This is a genomic window from Jiulongibacter sp. NS-SX5, from assembly GCF_052828545.1.
In genome coordinates, this window is sequence record NZ_CM128248.1 from 969,210 (window position 1) to 990,445 (window position 21,236).

The following is a 21,236-nucleotide window of genomic DNA, read 5'->3' on the forward strand; positions in this document are numbered from 1 at the left end:
ATAATTTTGGGAGTATTTGTAGCGTATATGGTAGTCCCTTTGCATTTCAAATCATGCATAAGGTTTTGTGGTAAGCTCAATGGGAGAGTTCAATCGGTCTATCTGGTGAGTTTCGAGGTGGTTTTGTGTGCAGCAATTTTGGCAATCAGGTTATTGAATAATAAGCGATTCGATCGGTTTGAAGAAAATTAAAAGGATAAATACAAATACAATATGACCTTAAATATTCTGAATATTAAGGGGCTTACAAATAAAGATTAAGTCAAAAATGCCAACCATTTCATTAATGATAAAAGGACTGTGTCTTTCCGATGCCTGTAAATCACAATCAGTAGAAAACGGTGCAAAAAATGCCCCAAATCAAAAACCTGCTTTTGCTCAGCAAATCAGAGTAGATACTGGAAGAACTGTAGCGATATTAGAGAGAATGCTTGAAAGTTAGATTCTCATTTAGGAAAAGTAATAAAAATCAACTAAGATGGCGTGGCCGCTTAAGCCAATAAAGAATTATCATGAATAGTTTTATCACCCTTTGTTTTAGCATTTTTCTTTCTTTTTTAAGTTTAAATGGGCCGACTATGCAAAACACAAAATTGAAAATCGATATCGGTTCATCGGTCTTTTACGCAAGCCTATTGAATAATAAGACTACCGCAGCTTTGAAAAGCCAACTGCCAATTAAACTGAATATGATTGAACTGAATGGCAACGAAAAATATGCTCGACTCCCTAAATCTTTACCAACGAATACCGAAAACATGGGCACCATAAAAGCAGGAGACATTTTACTTTGGCAAGACGACACATTGGTTTTGTTTTATAAGTCGTTCAAAACTTCGTTCCGATATACAAAAATAGGGCAGATTGAAAATCCGGAAGGCTTGGCTTTGGTGGTCGGTTCGGGCAACGTTTCGGTAAATTTTGAGTTAAAATAAATCTGTTATTAACAAAATTTGAATAAATAAAATGGCAAAAAAACTACTACTAACGGTGATCTCCATCCTGGCTTTTATGGTTTCGCTATCAGCTCAAAATAAAAATATTATTACACCTCTTAATCAAAGTTTTGAAGACTTCCCCGAGTCAAAGGCTTCACACTCAGAAATGATAGAGTTATCTCCTTCAAAGGATGAAATAACAGTTTCCTACAAACATGATGTGGTGTATACGCAACATGATTCTGGTGATCTTCATCTTCAGATTTTGACTCCAGGTAATTTAGGTAAAAGTTTACCGTGCATAGTTTATGTACAAGGCTCTGCCTGGTTTAAACAAGATGTTTACAGAAACCTTCCTCAGCTCGCAGATTTTGCAAAAAGAGGGTTTGTGATAGCAGTGGTAGAGTATAGGCCTTCTACAGTTTCTGCTTTTCCTGCCCAGTTATTAGATGCTAAAACTGCCATAAAATTCATACGTAAAAATGCAGCAGAATTCGGTATTGACGACAAGAATATTTTTATCTGGGGAGACTCATCAGGAGGTCATACAGCCCTTATGGTTAATCTTACGCAGGGAATCAATGAGCTGGATTCTGAAACGTATCCTGAGTTTAGTTCGGAGGTTAATGCGGTAGTAGACTTCTATGGCCCTACAGATATTTCTCAGATGAATTATGAGCCGTCTATCATGGATCATATAGGAAAAAGTACACCGGAAGGGATGCTGATAGGCGGAAAAAATGTACATGAAAATATGGATTTGGCTTCTAAAACCAATCCCATTAACTATATCTCAAAAGAAAAGAAGGCTGCACCTACCCTCATTTTTCATGGCTCTAAAGACAGATTGGTGCCTTTTCACCAGAGTGTACTTCTTGCCGATAAACTTAAAAGTGAAGGTTACCAGTATACCTTTTATAAACTCAAAGAAGCTGACCACGGCAGCGGAGAATTCTGGTCAAAAGAAGTATTTGACATGGTAGAAAGCTACCTGAGAGAGCATTTGAAACACTAATTTTTTTGACGTCGTTTGATTCACTAAGAGATGAGCAAGAGCATTTTTGAAAAACTTTTAGCCGGAGGAATCATCAAGCCTGATGAAGAGGCTATGGATGAAGCCTGGCAGATAGTTACCAGAACACAAAGCCTGAATCCCGGGCTTAATTCCTCCACTAACACAGATGAATTCAGAGAAAGGTTAAGTGATATAATTGGAAATCAGATAGACTTAAGCACGCTGATCTTCCCTCCTTTTCACACCAATTTTGGCATTCACATAAAGCTTGGTAAAAATGTCTTCATTAACCACGACTGTACATTTTTAGACCTGGGAGGCATCACTATTGAAGATAATGTGCAGATAGGCCCTAAAGTAAGCCTGATAACAGAAAACCATCCTGTAGACCCACAGCAAAGAAAAAGTTTAGATCTGGCGGCCGTTCATATTAAGCAGAACGTGTGGATAGGTGCCGGAGCCATTATTCTCCCTGGTGTAACGGTAGGAGAAAACTCAATTATAGCCGCAGGAGCCGTGGTTAACAAGGATGTACCTGACAACGTTATTGTAGGCGGTGTACCTGCAAAGTTTATAAAGAATATTAGTGAGGATTAATCTATGCCTGGACCTATGAAATATTTTGTATCCGTTATTCTCTTTTGTCATACGCTGGTTGGTTGTCAAAGAGAAAAAAATGATGCTTCATCCGTAAATACAGATGAGTTACTGGTGAGAATAGCAGAGCTGGAGATTTACCCGGAGTACATAGATGAGTATATTTCTATTCTACAGATAGAAGCAGCGGCCTCTGTGGAAGTTGAATCGGGGGTAATTTCTATATTTCCTATGACCATAAAGGATGATAAAAATAAAGTCAGAATTATTGAGATTTATGCAGATCAGGCAGCCTATAAGTCTCATCTGAAAACTCCGCATTTTTTGCTTTATAAAACCTCTACAGCAGAAATGGTCAAAGATTTAAAGTTAATAGATATGACAGCCATAGATCCATCTGGTATGTCTTCCATTTTCAAAAAGCTAAACTAAGCTTGGTTTGAAATTTTAAACTTTCTGTTTGATTTATATTATTTAGGATAACGGCACTTTAAAGAATTTTGCAGCAAATAACCTATTGAAAGTTTCTTTGTGAAATACCTAAACTGCATTTTTCTTTCTGCATTCTTACTGAATGCGTTTTCAAGTTTTGCCCAAGATGAAACACCTTCGATTTTTGTAAAATACATAGGTAATGAATCAATAACCTTGGATGCATCTTTAGACGAGCCCATATGGCAGAGTGCAGATATCGCAACAGATTTTTGGCAGTTTTTCCCTGTTGACTCCGTAAAAGCTAAGAATAAGACAGAAGTGAGAATGCTTCAGTCAGATGAGGTTCTATATGTTGGAATTAAGGCAGAAAGTGCAGAAGGGGATTTCATCGTCAATTCACTTCGACGCGATTTTTCGGGTACTACAAATGATAACGTCTCTCTGATCTTTGATACTTTTAATGATGCGACCAATGCCTTTATGTTTAGTGCTAACCCTATGGGCGTGCAGCGAGAAACACTCATTTCTGGAGGTGGCTCTGCCAGAGACGGCTTTAATACTACCTGGGACATTAAATGGCAATCAGAAGGTAAAATTTATGACAATTATTACATTCTTGAAATAGCCATACCGTTTAGCTCTTTAAAATTCCCGGAAGGCAGCAAAACCTGGCGTTTCCAGTCGTACAGATGGGATTTACAAACCAATGAGCAGAGTGCATGGTCTCGTGTGCCGCAGCAGCAAATGCTTGTAAACCTGGCCTTCTTAGGTGAAATGACTTTTGAGAAACCTCTGGGCCAAAGCAAGGCTCCTGTCTATCTTATTCCTTATATAAACGCTATTGCTTCAAAGGACTATAATACCGGACAGCCCAATAATAAGGTTACTGTAGGTGGTGATGCCAAAATTGCTATAGGCAATGGAATGAATCTGGATATTACGGTCAATCCAGACTTCTCAAATGTGGAGGTAGATAATGTGGTCACCAATCTCACTCGTTTTGAAGTCAATTTCCCTGAGAAAAGACAGTTCTTTATTGACAACAATGACCTCTTTGCCAATTTCGGCAACAGCTTTAACGAAGCCAGACCTTTTTTCTCCAGAAGAATTGGGATCGTAAGAGATTCTGCAGGAAATAATATTGAAAACCGCATTCTGGGTGGGGTTCGCCTCAGCGGCAAAGTCAATCAAAATTGGCGACTTGGTGTTTTAAGCATTCAAACCGCCGAGGACCGAGAAAACGGTGTTCCTTCAAACAATAACTCTATGATTGCGGTGCAAAGAAAGGTCTTTGCCAGATCGAATATCGGAGCTTTTGTAGTCAATAGACAGACCGTCGGCAATTATGATTTTGTAGACCCTAATAATCGATATAATCGGGTAGCTGGTATAGATTATAATCTGGCATCTGCCGATAGTAAGTGGACGGGCAAATTCTATTATCATAAGTCTTTTCAGCCAGATGACACAAAAGGCAATGCCTCAGCCCAAGCTACCATTACTTTCAATAACCGTTTTTGGACCATCATTCACGACTGGGTTTATATTGATCAGGATTTCAAATCTGACCTCGGGTTTATTCCTCGAAGAGGCTTATTGAAGTCGGGAAATGGCATAGCTAGAACCTTTTATAACACCAAAGGTGCCATAAACAAGCAAACATCGAGAATAGTTAATGTACTGTATTTCAGTCCTGTACTAAATTACAAACGAACCGACCAGTTCGTAAGACTTTCCCATAATATTGAGTTTAGAAACCAATCTACATTGGGCTTTACCCTAAATAAGCAATACATCTTTTTACAAAGGTCTTTTGACCCGACGAGGTCAGGAGGTGAGCCTCTTCCGGGAGAGAAAGATTACAGATTTACTTCATTGATCACGACATACGCCACCAATAACTCGGGTATGGTGACTTTTGAAGGAACATCTACTATCGGACAGTTTTTCAATGGCAAGCAATACTCTGCAGGCGGAACTGCAACTGTACGTTTTATGCCAAAAACATTGATAAGTCTTTTGGTAGATTACAACCATATTTCGTTGCCAAAACCACATGCCACGGCAGATATTTGGCTTGTAAGCCCCAAGTTTGACATCACATTTACCAAATCTGTTTTCTGGTCTACCTTGGTACAATACAGTAACCAACGTAAAAACCTAGGTGTGCAGTCGAGACTACAATGGCGTTTTGCTCCCTTATCGGACCTTTTCTTAGTGTATAACGATAATTACACCACTAATCTATGGGAGCCCACTTACAGGTCTATAAATCTGAAGTTTACCTATTGGTTGAATCTGTAAGCAAACCTTTGAAAAACGTTTTAGAAAATTTCGTTTAGAAATTTGATGACCATTTCGCTGTATTCTTCTGTGTCAAACATTTTGCCGTAATGTGGGGCATCAGGTACCACTGTAAGTGTGTTTTCTATACCTTTTACCGTAAGCCAGCTACTTAGGAGTTTCGACTGTCTGTTTGGCACAGATTCATCAAACTCACCGTGGAAGATTAAAAATGGCGGATCGTTGGCATCAACATAGGTTACCGGGCTCGCTATTTCTGCCAGATCTGGTCTGTTGATGGGTGTATCACCTAGTAAAATTGCCTCAGGAGCCTTAGGATCCTCTGCATTTGGCATAGCAGCTAAATCTGCCGGGCCGTAATAATCTAAAACGCCTTTTATATGAAAGGATCGGCTTTTGCCATCATAGAAAAAGGAGTCGATACTATTATTATTACTCAAACCTTGAAGACTTGCTAAATGACCGCCAGCAGAGAAACCCATTAAAGCTAATTGATCAGAATCTATAAAGTATTCATCTGCATGATCTACCAAAAAAGAAAGAGCTTGGTTACAGTCCTGTATAAGTGCCGGAAAAGCAGCCTGAGATGCCCATCTGTAATCAATAGAAGCCACACCATAGCCTTCATTAATGATTTTTGAGAGCGTATTACCCATATAACTCATATCTGCATATTTATCATTCACCAGCCAGCCGCCGCCGTGAATAAAAATCACAAAAGGGATTTTATCTCTGGTGCCTTTTGGCAAATAGATATCCAGTTTATGTTTCGTGAGTGTGTCATCAGCATAACTCACATTCCCGATTAGTCGTGTACCCTCCGGGTATAGATGAAACACGCGATTGGTTTCCTGAGCAAATGCAGAGACAGATAGGAGCATAAAGAGTGATAGTACAAGGTATTTTTTCATCGATTAATTTAGGTTTCTGTAATCCAGCGGGCTCATGCCCACTTTCTGCTTAAACAGTCGGGTGAAATGCTGTGGATATTTGAAGCCCAGTTGATACGAAACTTCACTCACTGAAAGCGTGGAATCCATAAGCTTGCCTTTGGCCAAATCCATTAGCTTTAGGTGAATGTATTCCAAGGCTGTGGTTCCGGTTTCTTTCTTCACTAAATCACCGAAATAGTTGGTAGACAAGTTAAGTTTATCTGCGAAATAGGTCAGTGTTGGGATTCCTCCAGTTTGTAGTTTTTCGCTTTTTAAATAGCTCTGTAAAATGTCCTCAAAGTTTACCATAATGCCTTCATTGGCATCTTCACGGGTGATAAATTGCCTATCGTAAAACCGACTACAGTATTTGAGCATCAGCTCAAGGTTAGTCACTATTAGCTGCTTGCTGTGTTTATCAATATTCTGGTCAATTTCAGTTTTAATGTTTTCAAAGCACAATTCTATCATACTTCGTTCTTTATCTGACAAATGCAGAGCCTCATGAACATGATAGCTGAAGAAATGAAATTGATCAATCTGCTTTCCTAAAGTAGTTTTGTGCAAAAGATCTGGGTGAAATACAATCGCCTTCCCAAATGGCTGATACATTTCGCCCTCAGGTTCATTCTGAATCACCTGGCCCGGGCCCAAAAAAAGCATGGTGCCATCTTCATAATCGTAGTATTTATTGCCATATCTATGTGAACCGCATTCGGTGTTTTTGATAAAAATGGCATAAAAGTCCAGCCTGAATTTTGAACGGGGTTTTGGTTCAGATAAACCCATATCCATGACCTGAATCAGCGGATGCTGACTCTTATTATTATAGTATGCAGCATACTTTTTTACTGAATCGTAGATGAGCATTGAATTGTACTTTTTACTATGTCAAAGTTAACTTATTGACCGAATAATAAGTGTTTATCTGTGAATTTGGTATAACAATCCGTGAATTGTATAAGGTATATAATCAAGTAGTTAAGGAATTTTGTGGTATAACGAAAACCGATTAACATGAGAAAATTATTTGTTCTTCTTCTCCTTACTGGTCAATCACTTTTTGCCCAGCACTCTTTGGAAACCATCTGGACTTCTGATAAAATGCTCAAGTTCGGTGAGGGCATCGTTCCTTCACCTGATGGAAAATTTCTGTTTGTGTCAAATACTATTGGTAATCCCATGGGAAGGGATGGAGATGGCACTGTGAGTAAAGTTGGGTTTGATGGTAAAATGATTCAGTTTGACTGGGTGAAAGGCATGAATGCTCCTAAAGATATTCAGATTTATAAAAATACCATGTATGCGGCAGATCTGAATGAGGTGGTTGTAATTGACATTCCATCAGCCACTATCAAAGAAAAAATCAAGATAGAGGGAGCAGGACTTCTTCACAATTTCGCCATTGATGAAAACGGCGTAGTCTATGTAAGCGAAATGTTTGGTGGGAAAATCTATAAGATCAAAGACGGACAATATTCACTGTACCTTGATAATTGCCCAGGTGCTGCCGGACTTCTTGCCGAAAACGGTTTCCTATGGGTTTTGACAGGTGGCAAACTGTTAAAGGTAGACAAAGACAAAAATAGAACCGTGGTTTCAGAAGGCATGAATGAGCGTATGAACGGGCTGGCCAGAATCAATGAAAGCGAGTATGTGGTAACCTGCTGGAGTGGCATGATGTATTATGTCAATGCCGATGGATCAAATGAAGTTCTTTTGGATACCAGAGATCAAAATATTCCCTGCGGTATTGTGTATTACGACAAGGCAAAGAACATCCTCTACATGACCACTGATCAGAATGATTACATGGTGGCTTATCGTATTGTGAAAAAGTAAGATTGGCTTTAAAATGTGGAAGATTAATAAATCTGTGTTAATCTGTGCTGCTGGCATCTGTGTTATCTGTGTCCCATTTTACACAACAGCCCAAACTGCAGAGAAAAACTACGGCATATATTGCGGTGTCTGTCATGGAATGAATATGGAAGCTGGCAAACCAAACTCCTTGATAAAGAAGGATTGGAAATATGGTGGAAGCAAAGAGGCCTTGATAAAAACCATCACCAATGGCATAGCCAATACTCAAATGATAGCCTGGGAAGGAGTCATTAAACCAGAAGAAATTGAAGAATTAGCGGCTTTCATCCTGGCATCACAGCCGAAAACCAAGAAAAAGAAATGACAAAGAAATTAATAATAATACTGTTTTCTGCCGCAGGTTTTGGGGCTTATGGGCAAGGCTTTAGTGTCAAAGGTGCAGCACCGGAAAACTCAAAGCCTGTAGAAGGTCAAGTGTTGGAAACCAGGTCGGCAAATAACCCCAATCAACAACCCGCTTTTGAAGGTCAAACCAGAGCCAAAGCCGTTATTACGAAAAGTGATTATAAAGTAACAGTACTGACCGATAAACTATTTCATCCATGGAGTATCGCTTTTATGCCAGATGGTAGAATGCTCATTAGCGAGAAAAGTGGGAACATTCGAATAGTCAATCAAAACGGTGAAATAGGTTCTGAGCTGCAGGGCGTACCCAAGGTGGTCTATGCTGTAGATGCAGGGTTGTTGGATATTTGCATCGACCCCGATTTTGCAAACAACCGCAGTTTTTATTTTGCTTTTGTAGAGCAAAGAGAAGGAGGAAATGGATTGGCCATTGCATCCGCCAAACTTACAGTGGATGAGAAATCAATTGAAGATTATAAAGTGATTTTCAGGGTGACGCCCAATGCTCCTGTTCCTGCCCATATCGGTTCCAGAATAGTCATTGATAAGGAAGGCAAAATTCTTTTCTCGGCAGGGGAGCGTTTTCTGCCAAACTTCAGAGTTCAGGCACAATGGCCAAATTCTCAATTGGGTAAAATTATCAGAATCAACAAAGACGGAAGTCCAGCCGAAAACAATCCTTCATACGGAGAAAACGCACTAAAAGAAATCTGGGCAATAGGCGTGAGAAACCCACAAGGACTGGCCTTTCATCCTGAAACCGGCGAACTCTGGGAAAGTGAACACGGGCAACAAGGCGGTGATGAAATCAATATCATAAAGCCCGGTAAAAATTACGGCTGGCCGACTATTGCTTATGGAACAGAATATACGGGAGAAGAAATAAATGGTGGTAAAAGCCAACAAGAAGGCATGGAACAACCAGTCTACTATTGGGATCCGGCCATCGCTCCAGGAGGTATCACCTTTTACTCTGGTAAAATGATACCTGAATGGAAAAACAATCTGTTCATTTCTTCACTGGCAGGGCAGCATTTGATCAGATTGGTCATTGACGGAAATAAAGTAATTGGAGAAGAGCGGCTTTTATTGGATAACAAACAAAGGGTAAGAGACGTAGCCGAAGGGCCTGATGGATCACTTTACGTGGTGACTGATGCGGATAATGGGAGATTGATTAGGATTGCGAATTAGGTTAATCTTCTAAGGAACGTGGAAAAGTCTTAATCAGGAAAACATCAGGTTGTTTTTCTAATGATCGGCAGATTCTACTTCCAAAGTTTCAATGGACTTCCTGGCGTGATTTTTAATTTCCTGTTCAGCTCTTTCAGTATTTCCGTCTTCAATAGCCTGAATGATGGCTAAATGCTCAGTTAGCGTTTCCTGAGGAGGTCTTACCAAACCGAAAACATAAGACTGCCGTAAGAACTGCCCCATGTTATTCATGCGTATGAGCATCTGGTTCTCTGAAAGCTCTACCAAGGTATTGTGAAAGACTTCATCGGCCTTTCGGTAGGCCTTTTCATTGATATCCTTTTGTTCCAAAAAAGCTTGAAATATTTTCTTTAAATCTTTGGCGATGGACTTGTGAGAAGAGTTTTGTGCCAAAGTTCTGGCCGCTAGACCATCCAATACCTCTCGACAAAGAAAGGCGTCCAATAAGCTTTTTTTGCTTTGTTCTCTTACATAGAAACCTCTTCTGGGTTTTGCTTCCACCAGCATCTCATCCTGTAACATTTGAAATGCCCTATGCAGTGGCATCCTGCTCAGGCCCAGTCGCTCAGCCAATTTCTCCTGAATCAGCTTTTCTCCAGGAGCAAGCTTTCCGGTAATAATCTCTTCACGCAGTACTTCGTATGCCTGAATGCTTAAGTCTTTATAGTTAATTTTTGCTGTCATAATTGAATACTGTATACAAAATTAAAAATATTAAGCTAGCTTTGAAAATACTTTTTTACCTATCAGTTGCCTTTTAAAACGATCTCATTATGCTCTTAAAAACTTCTAAGTCTACTTTGTTTTTTATTTTCATAGTTCTTTTGACTAACGCAGTTGAGCTCTTTGCACAGTCCTATCAAACGCCTGTCAATAAACCAATTGACATAAAACTTCAATCAAAGTCTAACATTGATAAACCCTTTGAAGTAAGCGTTGGAGCTTTGTTTATTGATTCTGAAGGAATTGTAAAAAAAATCGATGGCTTTTATAATGGTAATGATGAATATGTCATTCGTTTTCTCTCGACTGAGGCCGGCGAATTCTCCTATACCACCTACTCTAGTGACCCCAAAATGGCAGGAATTGAAGGCCTCGTAGAAGTTAAAAATCAGGCCGTAAATCCTTTGAGGGGACAGATTGTCATTGATAAGAACAATCCCCAAAAACTCGCCTATGAAAATGGAGATCCGTATTTTGCTTTGGCTTTTGAGCTCGACTGGCTCTTTGCTCTGGACTACAAAAACGAAACAGGACAACTCCCAAAATCAAATCAAATCCTTGAATCGGTTAAAGAAAACGGCTTTAATCAGGTAGTAATGAATGTTTATGCTTATGATGTTGGCTGGCCCACACAAGGCGAAGTTCCTGCAGAATATTCTTTCAAAAAACCTAATTATAGCGTTTTTGAAGGAACAAACGAAAATCCTGATTTTGACAAACTCAATATCGACTTCTTTAAGCACTTGGATAGCGTTATGGAATTGCTTCAGGAGAAAGGTATCGTTTCTCATCTGATGATTTATGTTTGGAATAAGAAGGTCAATTGGCCCGAAATGTATTCCGAGGCCGACAACCGTTTCTTCGATTACGTCATCAAACGCTATCAGGCGTACCCAAATCTGATTTGGGACGTCTCCAAAGAAGCTCTGGACTACGGTAGATGTGACATTCCGTATATCAATGAGCGGATAGCTCGTATCAGGAAAAATGATACTTATAATCATCTGGTTACAGTTCACGACTACGAATATTGCTCCCGAGAACCGCAGCGTGTGGATATCATTTCTATCCAAAACTGGCGTAGCAACCTCTATTCACAGAGCATGGAGGCATATCAGTTATACACAGATAAACCGGTGATGAACATTGAGCACGGAGGCTACGAAGAAGGACCGTTCACCAATTTTCCCGGAAACTACACCGACCCAAAAGTTTGTTTGGAACGAAACTACCAATGCATTTTCGCAGGACTTTATTCCACTTATTATTGGCAAAATAGCTCCTGGGATGTCGTCATTTACGATGCCCTCCAGAACGACAAATACCCTAAGCCTCGATTCGATTATTATAAACCCTTACAGGTATTATTTACAGAAATAGACTTCAATTCGCTCCAGGTTTATAAACCAAAATTGACCATCAACAGTCGTCTGGGGAACGATAATATGGCTACCAGCGGCTATGCCCTCACCGATGACAAAGGTTTGTATCTATATTATGTTCCGAAAGAAAATTTCCAACTAAACGTGGTGGTACCGAAAGGAGAGCAGGGAAAATACCTAGCTCGATGGTTTAACATTTTTACAGGCGAGTTTACTGATGTAATGATTTCAGACTATCAGATGTTTAAATCATATCAATCACCATGGAAAGGTGAATCAGCGGTGCTGGTTTTAAAGTCAAAGTAGTAAATATTCTCATTTCATTTTACAGACTCTTTTTCCATTGGGACCTGTATTGAAGTGGTGTCTGACCATTTTTGCGTTTAAACATTTTATTAAAATATGGCTGACTTCCGAATCCAGATTCGTACGCAATAGTTTCCATACTTTTATCTGAATGTGTAAGTAATTTAGCCGCATGAGCTATACGGTATTCTGTCAGAGCTTCTTTGAAAGTCTTTAGTGTTTGTTTCTTAAAAAATCGGCAAAATGAAGAGTTAGTAAAGTTTAATAGTTTAGCTACATCTTCGCTACGAATATCATTCATGAAATTTTCTTCCAAATAAGCAAAAACCTTGTCGATTCGATCGATACTGGCAACATTAGAATTTCTGATTAACGAAGCATCGAGTCCGCAGTAGCTTTCATTGGAAAGGAGGTGTAGAATTTCAAAAAAAGCTAACAACTGTTCGGTGGTAGGCAAACTAAAGAGTTTTACAAAATGATCCATAAAATAGGAATGCTTCTGATCAAGATTTAATACCACCCCATTTTTGGAGGCTTCAAGCATAGATTTAATTTTTTCAAATTCTGGAAAAAGTTGAACCACTCCATCGATTTTTTCGGGCAAAATCTGAACTAAAAATTCTTCATAGACTTCATTTTCAAAGCCAAAATCAAAACACCTATGCGGCAAATTAGAATGCATTAATACCAATATGCCCTGCTCATAAGGCACTACCGCATCCGATATAAATAGTTTGCCTTTTCCTCTGGGAATGTATACGAGCTCTATCTCTGGGTGAAAATGCCAGGAAAGCTTTAAATCCGGGCATTTTGCCCTTAAATGTTTCAATATCAACGAACTGCCAAATTTTGGCTGAATCATCTCCAGAGAAATTTTTTTATTCTTTATTGTCTCCTTCACAAAACATTTTTTATAGATAAGGACAATCTAAGGTAAATCATGGAAAATTTGATGAAAAGCTTTTTCTTTTTTACATCAGTACTTTGCCGAATATATTTCAATTCATTTTGATAAAATCAATTAGCCCAAAACCAATTAAACAGAGTTATTCATGAAGCGTAGAGAATTTTTAAAATCGGTAGGTGTAGGAGCAGCCAGCTTTAGTGCTATTGATTTATTGGCAAATTATAGAAAGTCGAAACCGCTGGGTTTACAACTTTTTTCAGTAAGAGAGTATGTTTCCAAAGATCTGGAAGCCACCTTGGAAAAAATAGCATCCATTGGCTACAGAGAGCTCGAAATTTATGGGTACGATGGTAATTTCTTTGGTAAAACTACCGGGGAGTTCAAAGCCTTATTAAAAAATACTGGGCTAAAGGTTGTCAGCTCCCATCATGCCTCTGGAATTGGCATGAAATCTCAAGGTTCTCTTACTAACGGCTGGGAAAAAGCTGTGGAAGACCTGAATGAAATTGGAGCCAAGAATATGGTTTGTCCTTACCTCTTCCCGAGCATCCAAAACAATGAAACCTTTGCGATGCTACCTGATTTATTGAACAAGTCAGGAGAAATAACAAAAGCCGCTAACATTCAATTTGCCTACCATAATCACGATTTTGAATTCAAGAAATACGATGAACACAATCTCGTATTTGATCATATCATTCAGAATACTTCTGCTGATTTAGTGAAAATTGAGTTGGATCTATACTGGATTATAAAGGCTGGTTTTGATCCTCTTCAATATTTTAAAAAATATCCTGGAAGATTCCCTCTTTGGCATGTAAAGGATATGGAGGCAAAAACGGGGGATATAACGGAAATAGGAAATGGAGTCATTGATTTTGACAGAATTTTCGCTGCACGAGAATTAGCAGGCCTTGAGACTTGGTTTGTTGAACAAGATGTCACCAAAGGAGAAATGTATGAGAGCATTACCTCCAGCTTCAATTACCTAGTTAAGAAAAATTTTAAATAACCCGATTAGAAAATGAGAAGATTAACAATTTTGGCTTGTATTATGATGGCAACTCTTGGGGCCTTTTCTCAACAAAAGAATACCTTAACTCAACAAGAAAAAAAAGAAGGATGGGAACTCCTTTTTGATGGGAAAAGTACTCATGGATGGCACCTTTATAATAAAGGTAAAATTCCTTCAGCCTGGGTAGTAAAAAGAGGAGAGTTAATATGTGATCCCAAGATTTTTGATGCAGAGCGTGAAGACTTGGTAACTGATAAAGATTTTGAAAACTATCACCTGAAATTTGAATGGAAAATCTCCAAAGAAGGAAATAGTGGTGTATTCCTGAATGTAATTGAAAGAGAGGATATTCCAAAAGCATGGGCTTCAGGGCCTGAATATCAGTTACTGGAAAGCTCACATCACGATTTTGAAGCGAGCGATAAAAAGCACTCGGGATGTTTATATGGTTTCTACGCTCAGAAAAATCCAGGTCCCGATAAACCGGCAGGCGAATGGAATCAGTCTGAAATTATTCAAAAGAATGGTAAAGTTGAGTTTTACCTCAATGGGGTTTTGACAGCCACGGAAGACTTTAATGGCGAAAACTGGAAAAGCTTAGTTGACAATTCAGGTTTTAAAACCTTCCCGGAATTTGGTATACACACCAAAGGTAAAATCTCACTTCAGGATTGGTCTAAGGGAATATCTTTCAGAAATATTAAGATAAAGGAGCTGTAGAATAAATAATGCCCTCCAAGATCTTCTTGAAGGGCATTTTAATTCATATTCAATTCGCCCCCCGCCACTCCAGCGGACTCATACCCACCTTCTGTTTGAATAAACGCGTGAAATGTTGAGGATATTTGAAGCCCAGATCGTAGGCAATTTCGTTAACGGTCTTCTCTTCAAAGATTTTCTCTTCGGCGATGTCTATGGTCTTGATTTGAATGTATTCTTTGGCTGACTTACCTGTTTTCTTTTCCATTTTAATAGGCCGATATTAAGGAGGTTTTAGAACCAATCGTGATTGGTAATACCGTTATTATATTGAATAGAATCACTCTTTTGGCCGTTGTAGGGAGTAACGAAGTCAGTAACCCATTTATGGTGACTAAAGTCTACGTTAAAGTAGATGATAGCTGGAAAATGGGTTCACTCTCATTTTCCCGGCTTCTTGAAAGGCCCCAGAATGCAACTTTTGTTATAATTATGGTACTATTCGTTTGATTTTTGTAATTTCTCTTCGTTAAACTCTAGGTACATTCGCTGGTAAATCAATTTTAATTCAAATGGCTGCAAACAGACGATTCTTCCTGAAACAAGCACTTCTTACCGGAGGTGGACTAATGCTGAATGTTCGATGGGCTTTGGCCTCAAAGGATAAGAAAGTATATGGCAAGCTTGAAGAGGAGGCTGAGTTTAATGCATACATCAAAATCGACCCAGATAATAGAATAGAATTGATTTCGCCTAATCCTGAAGGAGGTCAGAATATCAAGACAGCCATGCCCATGATAGTGGCAGATGAACTGGATGCAGATTGGTCATTAGTTTCTGTAAAACAAGCAGACCTTGATACTGAACACTTTACACGCCAGTTTATTGGGGGGTCCCAGGCCATAAGATTGGGCTGGAAAGCTCTAAGAACAGCCGGAGCCTCTGCTCGTCAACTGCTCATTACAGCCGCTGCCAATGAATGGTCTGTTCCATTGAATGAGATAACCACAAAAGAAAGCTACCTTTTTCATGATAAAAGTGGCAAAAAAGCTTCTTACGGGAGTTTTGCCATGGCCGCTTCCAAATTACCCATTCCATCTGATGTACAATTGAAAAAGAAATCTGACTTCAGTCTGATTGGTACTTCAGTCAAGAATGTGGAAGGGCCAAATATTGTAACAGGGAAACCTCTTTATGGCATTGACACCAAAAGACCCGGGATGAAAATTGCCATGATAGTGCATCCTCCGGCGTTTGGCTTAAAGCTTAAAAGTTTTGATGCTGAATCTGTCCTGAAAAAGCCTGGCATTCTTGATGTATTTAAAGTCAAAGTTTTTCACGAAGATCAGGAGCAAACCTTTTTTGATACCACCTCCTTTAATGAAGTGGTGGCAATAGTTGGTGAAAATACCTGGTCTGTAATGCAAGCGAAAAAGGCTTTGAAAGTCAACTGGGAGTCCTTTGAATCGTATAAAATTCAGGTGGATCGTTTTGGAAGAAAATCGATAAAAACTGTGCCGGCCGGGCTGGAAAGCACATCTGACAGCATGTCTCAAATGGCTGAGATGGTTCATAAACCAGGCAATACACAAAGAAATGATGGGGATATTAATACTGCTTTTGATGAAGCATCAAAGGTGATTGAAGCTACTTATTCTGCTCCTTTTCTTGCACATAATTGCATGGAACCTATGAACTTCTTTGCAGATGTACGTGAGGATAAGATTGAAATGATAGGTCCATTGCAAAAGCCGGAATTGACCGAGCAGGCTCTTTCAAAAAGACTAGGCGTGCCTGTAGAGAAAATTGACTTTAAAATGACTCGGCTGGGAGGAGGTTATGGCAGAAGATCGTATGCTCACTGGGCTATAGAAGCCGCTTTGATTTCTCAAAAGGTAAAGTCGCCGATAAAACTAATTTACAGCCGGGAAGATGACATGACATCGGGAATATACCGTTCCACTTATTTTGCAAAATACGGAGCATCTTTAAATGAAAATAATGAGCTGACAGGCTTCTATGTCAATATGGGTGGAAACCCGGAATCGCCACTTTATGCTAACAGATTTCCTGCCGGGGCAGTCAAAAACTATCTGGCAGAAGATTGGGAAATCCCTTCAAATATTACCACCGGTTCTTTCAGAGCTCCCCGGTCAAATTTTCATGCTGCTGCAGAGCAGGCATTTCTGGATGAAGTGGCTGAAGCCGCTGGCAAAGACCCCATAGATTTTAGATTGGAATTATTGAGAAATGCTAAGGATAAACCTGTAGGAAGTAATAATGACTATGAGGCAGACAGACTAGCCGGAGTCTTGGAATTGCTAAAAGCAAAAGGAAATATTAAGGACATGAAAAATCCGGGCATTTCTGCTTATTTCTGTCATAATACCTATGCGGCTATGGCCATTGATTTAGAGATGATAGATGGCTCTCCGATTATTAATCGTGTGGTTTGTACTATAGACTGCGGTCAGGTGATAAACCCGGATTCTGCAAATAATCTCATGGAAGGTGCAATAGTAGATGGTATAGGCAATGCTCTTTACGGCCAATTGACCTTTGAAAAAGGTGTTCCTCAAAAAAGTAACTTTGATACGTACCGTATGATTAGAATGCCGGAAGCCCCCAAGAAAATAGAGGTATTTTATGTAGAAAATAATGAGGACCCTACCGGGCTTGGTGAACCCGCTTTTCCTCCCGTTTTTGGAGCAGTGGCAAATGCCCTCTACAAAGCAACAGGCGAAAGATATTACCAGCAGCCGTTTATGGCTTAATTAGACCTCCACTCCAGTGGACTTACACCCACTTTCTGCTTAAACAGTCTAGAGAAATGCTGGGGGTATGAAAAGCCGAGTTCATAGGCGATTTGGCTGATACTCTTTGTGCTGTCCAGTACACGCTCTTTGGCTTCGTTGATGAGCAAAAGATGAATATATTCTTGAGCAGACTTACCGGATTCTTTTTTAATTAAGTCTCCGAAATATTTCGGAGAAAGGTTTAGTTGATCTGCACACCAGGCTACAGTTGGCATACCAGATTTTGTCAATTCTTCTGATTTTAGACGTTCCTTTAATAGGTCCTCAAATTGTCCTATAACTCCTTTATTTGCCTCCTCTCTAACTATAAACTGTCGGTCATAAAAGCGATCACAGTAATTGAGCAGCAGCTCTATATTGTCTGAAATAAGCTTTTTGCTGTGTTTATCTACAGGATACTCTACTTCTGTTTTAATCTTTTCAAACAAATCTAAAACCAGTTCTCTTTCTTTTTCAGAAACATGTAGGGCTTCATTGACATTATATGAAAAGAAGGAATATGAATTGATGTTTTGACCAAGAGATGTACCTCTGATTAAATCAGGATGAAAAAATAAAACTAAACCGGAAGGCTGATGAAGACCTTTTTCATCTACATCTTCTATTTCCACCACCTGGCCCGGGGCCACAAACAAAAGAGTACCATCCTGGTAATCATAATAGTTTCTGCCATACTTTACTGAACTACAGGTTGACTCCTTCAAGAAAACGCCGTAGAGTTCAAAGTGAACTCTAACCGCCGGACCTGGCTGTGCTTTTGACAAATCCAAAACAGTTACGAGCGGGTGGTTAGTCTCCTTTCCGTTATTCTTATTTAATCTATCGATACTATTTAATCTGCTGACTTCCATGAGGTTTTCTTATAAGCTCAATCCAAATGTAGCAACATTTTCTGCACCTGAGCCCCATCCTTTATATAGAACAGGAAAATTGGTACATACTTCAGGAAGTTAGGTAAGAGATGACACTTCATCTCAAAATACCTTTGTAGTGTTCAATAATTCTTTCACTCAGAATCATTTAAAACATGAAAAAGTCAAGCATTACGAGAAGAGATTTTATTGCCAGTTCTACTCTGGCAGGGGTATCAGTTATGTTGGGAGCAAAAGCACTGGGAAATAGCAGTAACATTAAACCTTTAAGCTCTTTAAGAAAAATAGGAAGTTTAGAAGTTTCTCCAATAGGCCTCGGCTGCATGAATATGGCTGGAGTGTATAATGAAAGAATGCCTAAAGAAGCCATGATTCAGGTCATCAGAAAGGCATATGAAAATGGTGTTGATTTTTTAGATACGGCAGAAGTTTATGGCCCATTTTATAGTGAAGAAATAGTAGGTGAAGCCATCAAACCATTCAGAAATAAAATAAATCTGGCAACCAAAGTAGGGTTCTCATTTAATTCTAACGGAGGATTTGCAGGTAAAAGCAGTAGACCTGACAGTATTAGAAAAGCGGTAGATGGCTGTTTACAAAGATTACAAACTGATGTAATTGATCTGTGTTATCTTCACAGAGCAGACGGTCATACTCCTGCAGAGGATGTAGCAGGAGCTTTTAAAGATTTAATAAAAGAGGGAAAGATAAAAAACTACGGTCTTTCAGAAGTATCACCTGCTTTTATTAAAAGTGCTCATTCTGTACATCCTGTATCAGCTCTACAATCAGAATACTCTATTCTTGAAAGAGTTATGGAGCATGAAGTTCTACCTCTTTGTGAGGAGCTGGGTATAGCTTTCGTTCCATGGGGCCCACTAACCAGAGGTTTTTTAACAGGCCGTTTTGATAAAAACACCACATACGGCTTCAGAAGAGCACAAGTACCTTATTTAAGAAAAGAAAACCTTGAGGCTAATTTCAAGCTTCTGGATTTTGTCAAAGAAAAGGCTTTAGAAAAGAATGTCACGCCTGCACAATGGTCTTTAGCCTGGCTTCTTGCCCAAAAACCATTCATTGTGCCTATACCAGGAACCACCAATGAAAACCATTTAATGGAAAACATAGGCGGACTTAACCTAAGCTTTACCCAAAATGAATTGGCAGATATAAGGACTTCCATCGAAGCGATAGAAGTTAAAGGTGTAAGAGCACCGGAGTCAGTTCACACAAACCTATAGAATCTATGAATTTTAAATTAATCGTTGGATTAGCCGCCACACTTTTCCTTTCTACTTCTGGTTTCGGCCAGTCTATTCATCAATTGAAGAAAGTAGATAAGCCCCTTGTTTTGGCTTCGCAGGGTAGTTTTTATGTGGGAGGAGAATCATCTGACCAGTCGTTTACCGAATTGGGCAGTTTTGGGCCGGCAGGTCATATCACCATAAATCAGATGTATGTCAGGTATATGGTTCCTCAAAATGTAACCGGATCACCTGTCATCATGATTCATGGGATGACTTTAACTGGCAAAACCTGGGAAACCACTCCGGACGGTCGAATAGGTTGGGATGAATATTTCGTAAGAAATGGCTTCCCGGTTTATATCCCAGACCAGGTAGGAAGAGGCCGATCAGGATTTAATCAAGCCGCTTTTAACCGTGTTAGAGGTAATGAAAGTAAACCTCAAGAACAGGCTCCAATGTGGCGATTCAGTGATGAAACCGTTATTCCGAATTTCCGAATCGGTGATACAACGGGGATTGTGCATTCAGAAAGTCTTTTTCCTGAAGAAGCCCTTGTGGAGCTTTCAAAGCAAGCGGTGCCTGATGTAAGTATGTCGTTGCCAAACCCTAACCCCACTTTTAAGGCTTTGGCAGACCTGTCTACAGACTTAAATAAAGCGACCTTAATTAGTCATTCACAATCAGGGTCTTACCCAATTGAGGCGGCACTAATTGACCCGGAGGGTATTAAAAATATGATTTTGGTAGAGCCTGGACATTGCCCTACCGAACTCAAAGAAGAACAACTGATTAAATTAAAAAACATACCGACAGTAGTTGTTTTTGGCGACTATCTGGATCAACCTACGGGCGTTCCTCATTCATGGAGAACCGCCTATGAAAGCTGTAAAATATTTACTGAAGAGCTTACACAGGCTGGTGGAAAAGCCGAGATATGGCACCTTCCTGAAATGGGCTACAAAGGAAACAGTCATGTCTTAATGCAAGACAAAAACAACCTTCAGATAGCAGATTTATTAATGAACTGGTTAAACAAAAACTAAAATGAAAAATTTAATAACAGGAATTCTTTTTCTATTTATAATCAATATGGCACAAGGACAAATAACACTGGAACAGAGAGTTACACTCTTGGAAGACAAGCAAGCTCTGAAAGAACTTGTAGACACCTTCTCTAACCTGGCTGATGAAAAAAAGGCAAAGGAGCAGACTTTCCTTTTTACCGAAGACGCTACCGTGGAAACCTATATCGGCGGTAACCTGGTCACCTCTCTAAAAGGAAGAGAGCAAATCGGTGATGTATTTGGTAATTTTCTAAATAGCATGGAAACGGTGTTTCATATCAATGGACAGCAGACGGTAGACATAAATGGAAATCAAGCAAAAGGTACATCCTACTGCTCTGTTACGCTTATTGGCTCTCAGAATGGTACTAAAATGAAGAGAGATATTGGGGTTATTTACCACGATGAATATCAAAAAGTTGATGGTAAATGGCTGATAGCCAAGAGAACTTCAAACTTCACATGGCAGAATGCCACAGAAATCACTGAATAAAACTCGCTATTTGAATTTTATAGTTTTCTGTTTGAAAATCTAAAGTA

At 39.4% G+C, this 21,236-nt stretch carries 22 protein-coding genes; 16 read left to right on the forward strand and 6 right to left on the reverse strand.

Annotation, left to right across the window (positions count from 1 at the left end; genetic code table 11):
* The first annotated feature begins 286 nt into the window (after window positions 1–286).
* From ACUXV0_RS04360 to ACUXV0_RS04385, 6 genes are all read left to right on the forward strand, one after another.
* A complete protein-coding gene (locus ACUXV0_RS04360; RefSeq protein WP_446191845.1) occupies window positions 287–442 on the forward strand; it encodes a hypothetical protein in 156 nt (51 codons plus the stop codon).
* Window positions 443–578: 136 nt separating this feature from the next.
* Entirely contained in the window at window positions 579–935 is a 357-nt protein-coding gene (locus tag ACUXV0_RS04365) for a cyclophilin-like fold protein (RefSeq protein WP_446191846.1), read from the forward strand.
* Between the two features lie 31 nt (window positions 936–966).
* Entirely contained in the window at window positions 967–1,953 is a 987-nt protein-coding gene (locus ACUXV0_RS04370) for an alpha/beta hydrolase fold domain-containing protein (RefSeq protein WP_446191847.1), read from the forward strand.
* Between the two features lie 30 nt (window positions 1,954–1,983).
* Window positions 1,984–2,550 (forward strand): sugar O-acetyltransferase, encoded by a 567-nt coding sequence (locus tag ACUXV0_RS04375; protein WP_446191848.1) that lies wholly within the window; start codon window positions 1,984–1,986, stop codon window positions 2,548–2,550.
* Between the two features lie 15 nt (window positions 2,551–2,565).
* Window positions 2,566–2,982: a putative quinol monooxygenase gene (locus ACUXV0_RS04380; protein WP_446191849.1), complete on the forward strand. Its 417-nt coding sequence runs from the start codon at window positions 2,566–2,568 to the stop codon at window positions 2,980–2,982.
* A 99-nt stretch (window positions 2,983–3,081) separates the two neighbouring features.
* Window positions 3,082–5,289, forward strand: coding sequence for a DUF5916 domain-containing protein (locus ACUXV0_RS04385; RefSeq protein ID WP_446191850.1), 2,208 nt, complete (start codon window positions 3,082–3,084; stop codon window positions 5,287–5,289).
* A gap of 20 nt (window positions 5,290–5,309) precedes the next feature.
* On the opposite strand, the gene ACUXV0_RS04390 is transcribed toward ACUXV0_RS04385, so the two are convergent.
* A complete protein-coding gene (locus ACUXV0_RS04390) occupies window positions 5,310–6,200 on the reverse strand; it encodes an alpha/beta hydrolase fold domain-containing protein (protein WP_446191851.1) in 891 nt (296 codons plus the stop codon).
* 3 nt (window positions 6,201–6,203) lie between these two features.
* Window positions 6,204–7,091, reverse strand: coding sequence for a helix-turn-helix domain-containing protein (locus ACUXV0_RS04395; RefSeq protein ID WP_446191852.1), 888 nt, complete (start codon window positions 7,089–7,091; stop codon window positions 6,204–6,206).
* A 147-nt stretch (window positions 7,092–7,238) separates the two neighbouring features.
* Here ACUXV0_RS04395 and ACUXV0_RS04400 point away from each other — a divergent pair, with 147 nt between their 5' ends.
* Genes ACUXV0_RS04400 through ACUXV0_RS04410 form a run of 3 tightly spaced genes read left to right on the forward strand, consistent with a single transcriptional unit; the run spans window position 7,239 to window position 9,644 of the window.
* The gene (locus ACUXV0_RS04400) at window positions 7,239–8,063 is read left to right on the forward strand and encodes a hypothetical protein (RefSeq protein ID WP_446191853.1); all 825 of its coding nucleotides are present in this window, start codon (window positions 7,239–7,241) and stop codon (window positions 8,061–8,063) included.
* A 13-nt stretch (window positions 8,064–8,076) separates the two neighbouring features.
* Window positions 8,077–8,409 (forward strand): c-type cytochrome, encoded by a 333-nt coding sequence (locus ACUXV0_RS04405; RefSeq protein ID WP_446191854.1) that lies wholly within the window; start codon window positions 8,077–8,079, stop codon window positions 8,407–8,409.
* Window positions 8,406–9,644 carry a PQQ-dependent sugar dehydrogenase gene (locus ACUXV0_RS04410; RefSeq protein WP_446191855.1) on the forward strand — a complete coding sequence of 413 codons (1,239 nt, stop codon included), beginning with the start codon at window positions 8,406–8,408 and terminating at the stop codon, window positions 9,642–9,644. Before ACUXV0_RS04405 ends, ACUXV0_RS04410 begins: the two co-directional genes overlap by 4 nt.
* A 57-nt stretch (window positions 9,645–9,701) precedes the next feature.
* Here the strand turns inward: ACUXV0_RS04410 and ACUXV0_RS04415 are convergent, their stop codons facing one another.
* Window positions 9,702–10,349: a GntR family transcriptional regulator gene (locus ACUXV0_RS04415; protein ID WP_446191856.1), complete on the reverse strand. Its 648-nt coding sequence runs from the start codon at window positions 10,347–10,349 to the stop codon at window positions 9,702–9,704.
* A gap of 89 nt (window positions 10,350–10,438) precedes the next feature.
* Here ACUXV0_RS04415 and ACUXV0_RS04420 point away from each other — a divergent pair, with 89 nt between their 5' ends.
* Window positions 10,439–12,076, forward strand: coding sequence for an apiosidase-like domain-containing protein (locus ACUXV0_RS04420; protein WP_446191857.1), 1,638 nt, complete (start codon window positions 10,439–10,441; stop codon window positions 12,074–12,076).
* 19 nt (window positions 12,077–12,095) lie between these two features.
* Here ACUXV0_RS04420 and ACUXV0_RS04425 read toward each other — a convergent pair whose 3' ends face one another.
* Window positions 12,096–12,977, reverse strand: a complete 882-nt coding sequence (locus tag ACUXV0_RS04425; protein WP_446191858.1) for a helix-turn-helix domain-containing protein — start codon at window positions 12,975–12,977, stop codon at window positions 12,096–12,098.
* Window positions 12,978–13,128: 151 nt separating this feature from the next.
* Here ACUXV0_RS04425 and ACUXV0_RS04430 point away from each other — a divergent pair, with 151 nt between their 5' ends.
* Together ACUXV0_RS04430 and ACUXV0_RS04435 are read left to right on the forward strand one after the other, a co-directional pair.
* On the forward strand, window positions 13,129–13,995 hold the full coding sequence (locus ACUXV0_RS04430; RefSeq protein ID WP_446191859.1) for a sugar phosphate isomerase/epimerase family protein: 867 nt from the start codon (window positions 13,129–13,131) through the stop codon (window positions 13,993–13,995).
* Between the two features lie 12 nt (window positions 13,996–14,007).
* The gene (locus tag ACUXV0_RS04435) at window positions 14,008–14,718 is read left to right on the forward strand and encodes a 3-keto-disaccharide hydrolase (protein ID WP_446191860.1); all 711 of its coding nucleotides are present in this window, start codon (window positions 14,008–14,010) and stop codon (window positions 14,716–14,718) included.
* Window positions 14,719–14,767: 49 nt separating this feature from the next.
* On the opposite strand, the gene ACUXV0_RS04440 is transcribed toward ACUXV0_RS04435, so the two are convergent.
* Window positions 14,768–14,965 carry a helix-turn-helix domain-containing protein gene (locus tag ACUXV0_RS04440; RefSeq protein WP_446191861.1) on the reverse strand — a complete coding sequence of 66 codons (198 nt, stop codon included), beginning with the start codon at window positions 14,963–14,965 and terminating at the stop codon, window positions 14,768–14,770.
* A gap of 304 nt (window positions 14,966–15,269) precedes the next feature.
* On the opposite strand from ACUXV0_RS04440, the gene ACUXV0_RS04445 reads away from it, so the two are divergent.
* Window positions 15,270–17,471: a molybdopterin cofactor-binding domain-containing protein gene (locus tag ACUXV0_RS04445; protein ID WP_446191862.1), complete on the forward strand. Its 2,202-nt coding sequence runs from the start codon at window positions 15,270–15,272 to the stop codon at window positions 17,469–17,471.
* Here ACUXV0_RS04445 and ACUXV0_RS04450 read toward each other — a convergent pair.
* A complete protein-coding gene (locus ACUXV0_RS04450) occupies window positions 17,468–18,364 on the reverse strand; it encodes a helix-turn-helix domain-containing protein (RefSeq protein ID WP_446191863.1) in 897 nt (298 codons plus the stop codon). The genes ACUXV0_RS04445 and ACUXV0_RS04450 overlap by 4 nt on opposite strands.
* A gap of 176 nt (window positions 18,365–18,540) precedes the next feature.
* Between ACUXV0_RS04450 and ACUXV0_RS04455 the strand changes: the two genes are divergently transcribed.
* The 3 genes from ACUXV0_RS04455 to ACUXV0_RS04465 are packed head-to-tail and all read left to right on the forward strand — an operon-like array spanning window position 18,541 to window position 21,189.
* On the forward strand, window positions 18,541–19,626 hold the full coding sequence (locus ACUXV0_RS04455) for an aldo/keto reductase (RefSeq protein ID WP_446191864.1): 1,086 nt from the start codon (window positions 18,541–18,543) through the stop codon (window positions 19,624–19,626).
* A 5-nt stretch (window positions 19,627–19,631) separates the two neighbouring features.
* Window positions 19,632–20,675, forward strand: a complete 1,044-nt coding sequence (locus ACUXV0_RS04460; protein ID WP_446191865.1) for a hypothetical protein — start codon at window positions 19,632–19,634, stop codon at window positions 20,673–20,675.
* A gap of 1 nt (window position 20,676) precedes the next feature.
* The gene (locus ACUXV0_RS04465; RefSeq protein ID WP_446191866.1) at window positions 20,677–21,189 is read left to right on the forward strand and encodes a nuclear transport factor 2 family protein; all 513 of its coding nucleotides are present in this window, start codon (window positions 20,677–20,679) and stop codon (window positions 21,187–21,189) included.
* The last annotated feature ends 47 nt before the right edge of the window (window positions 21,190–21,236 follow it).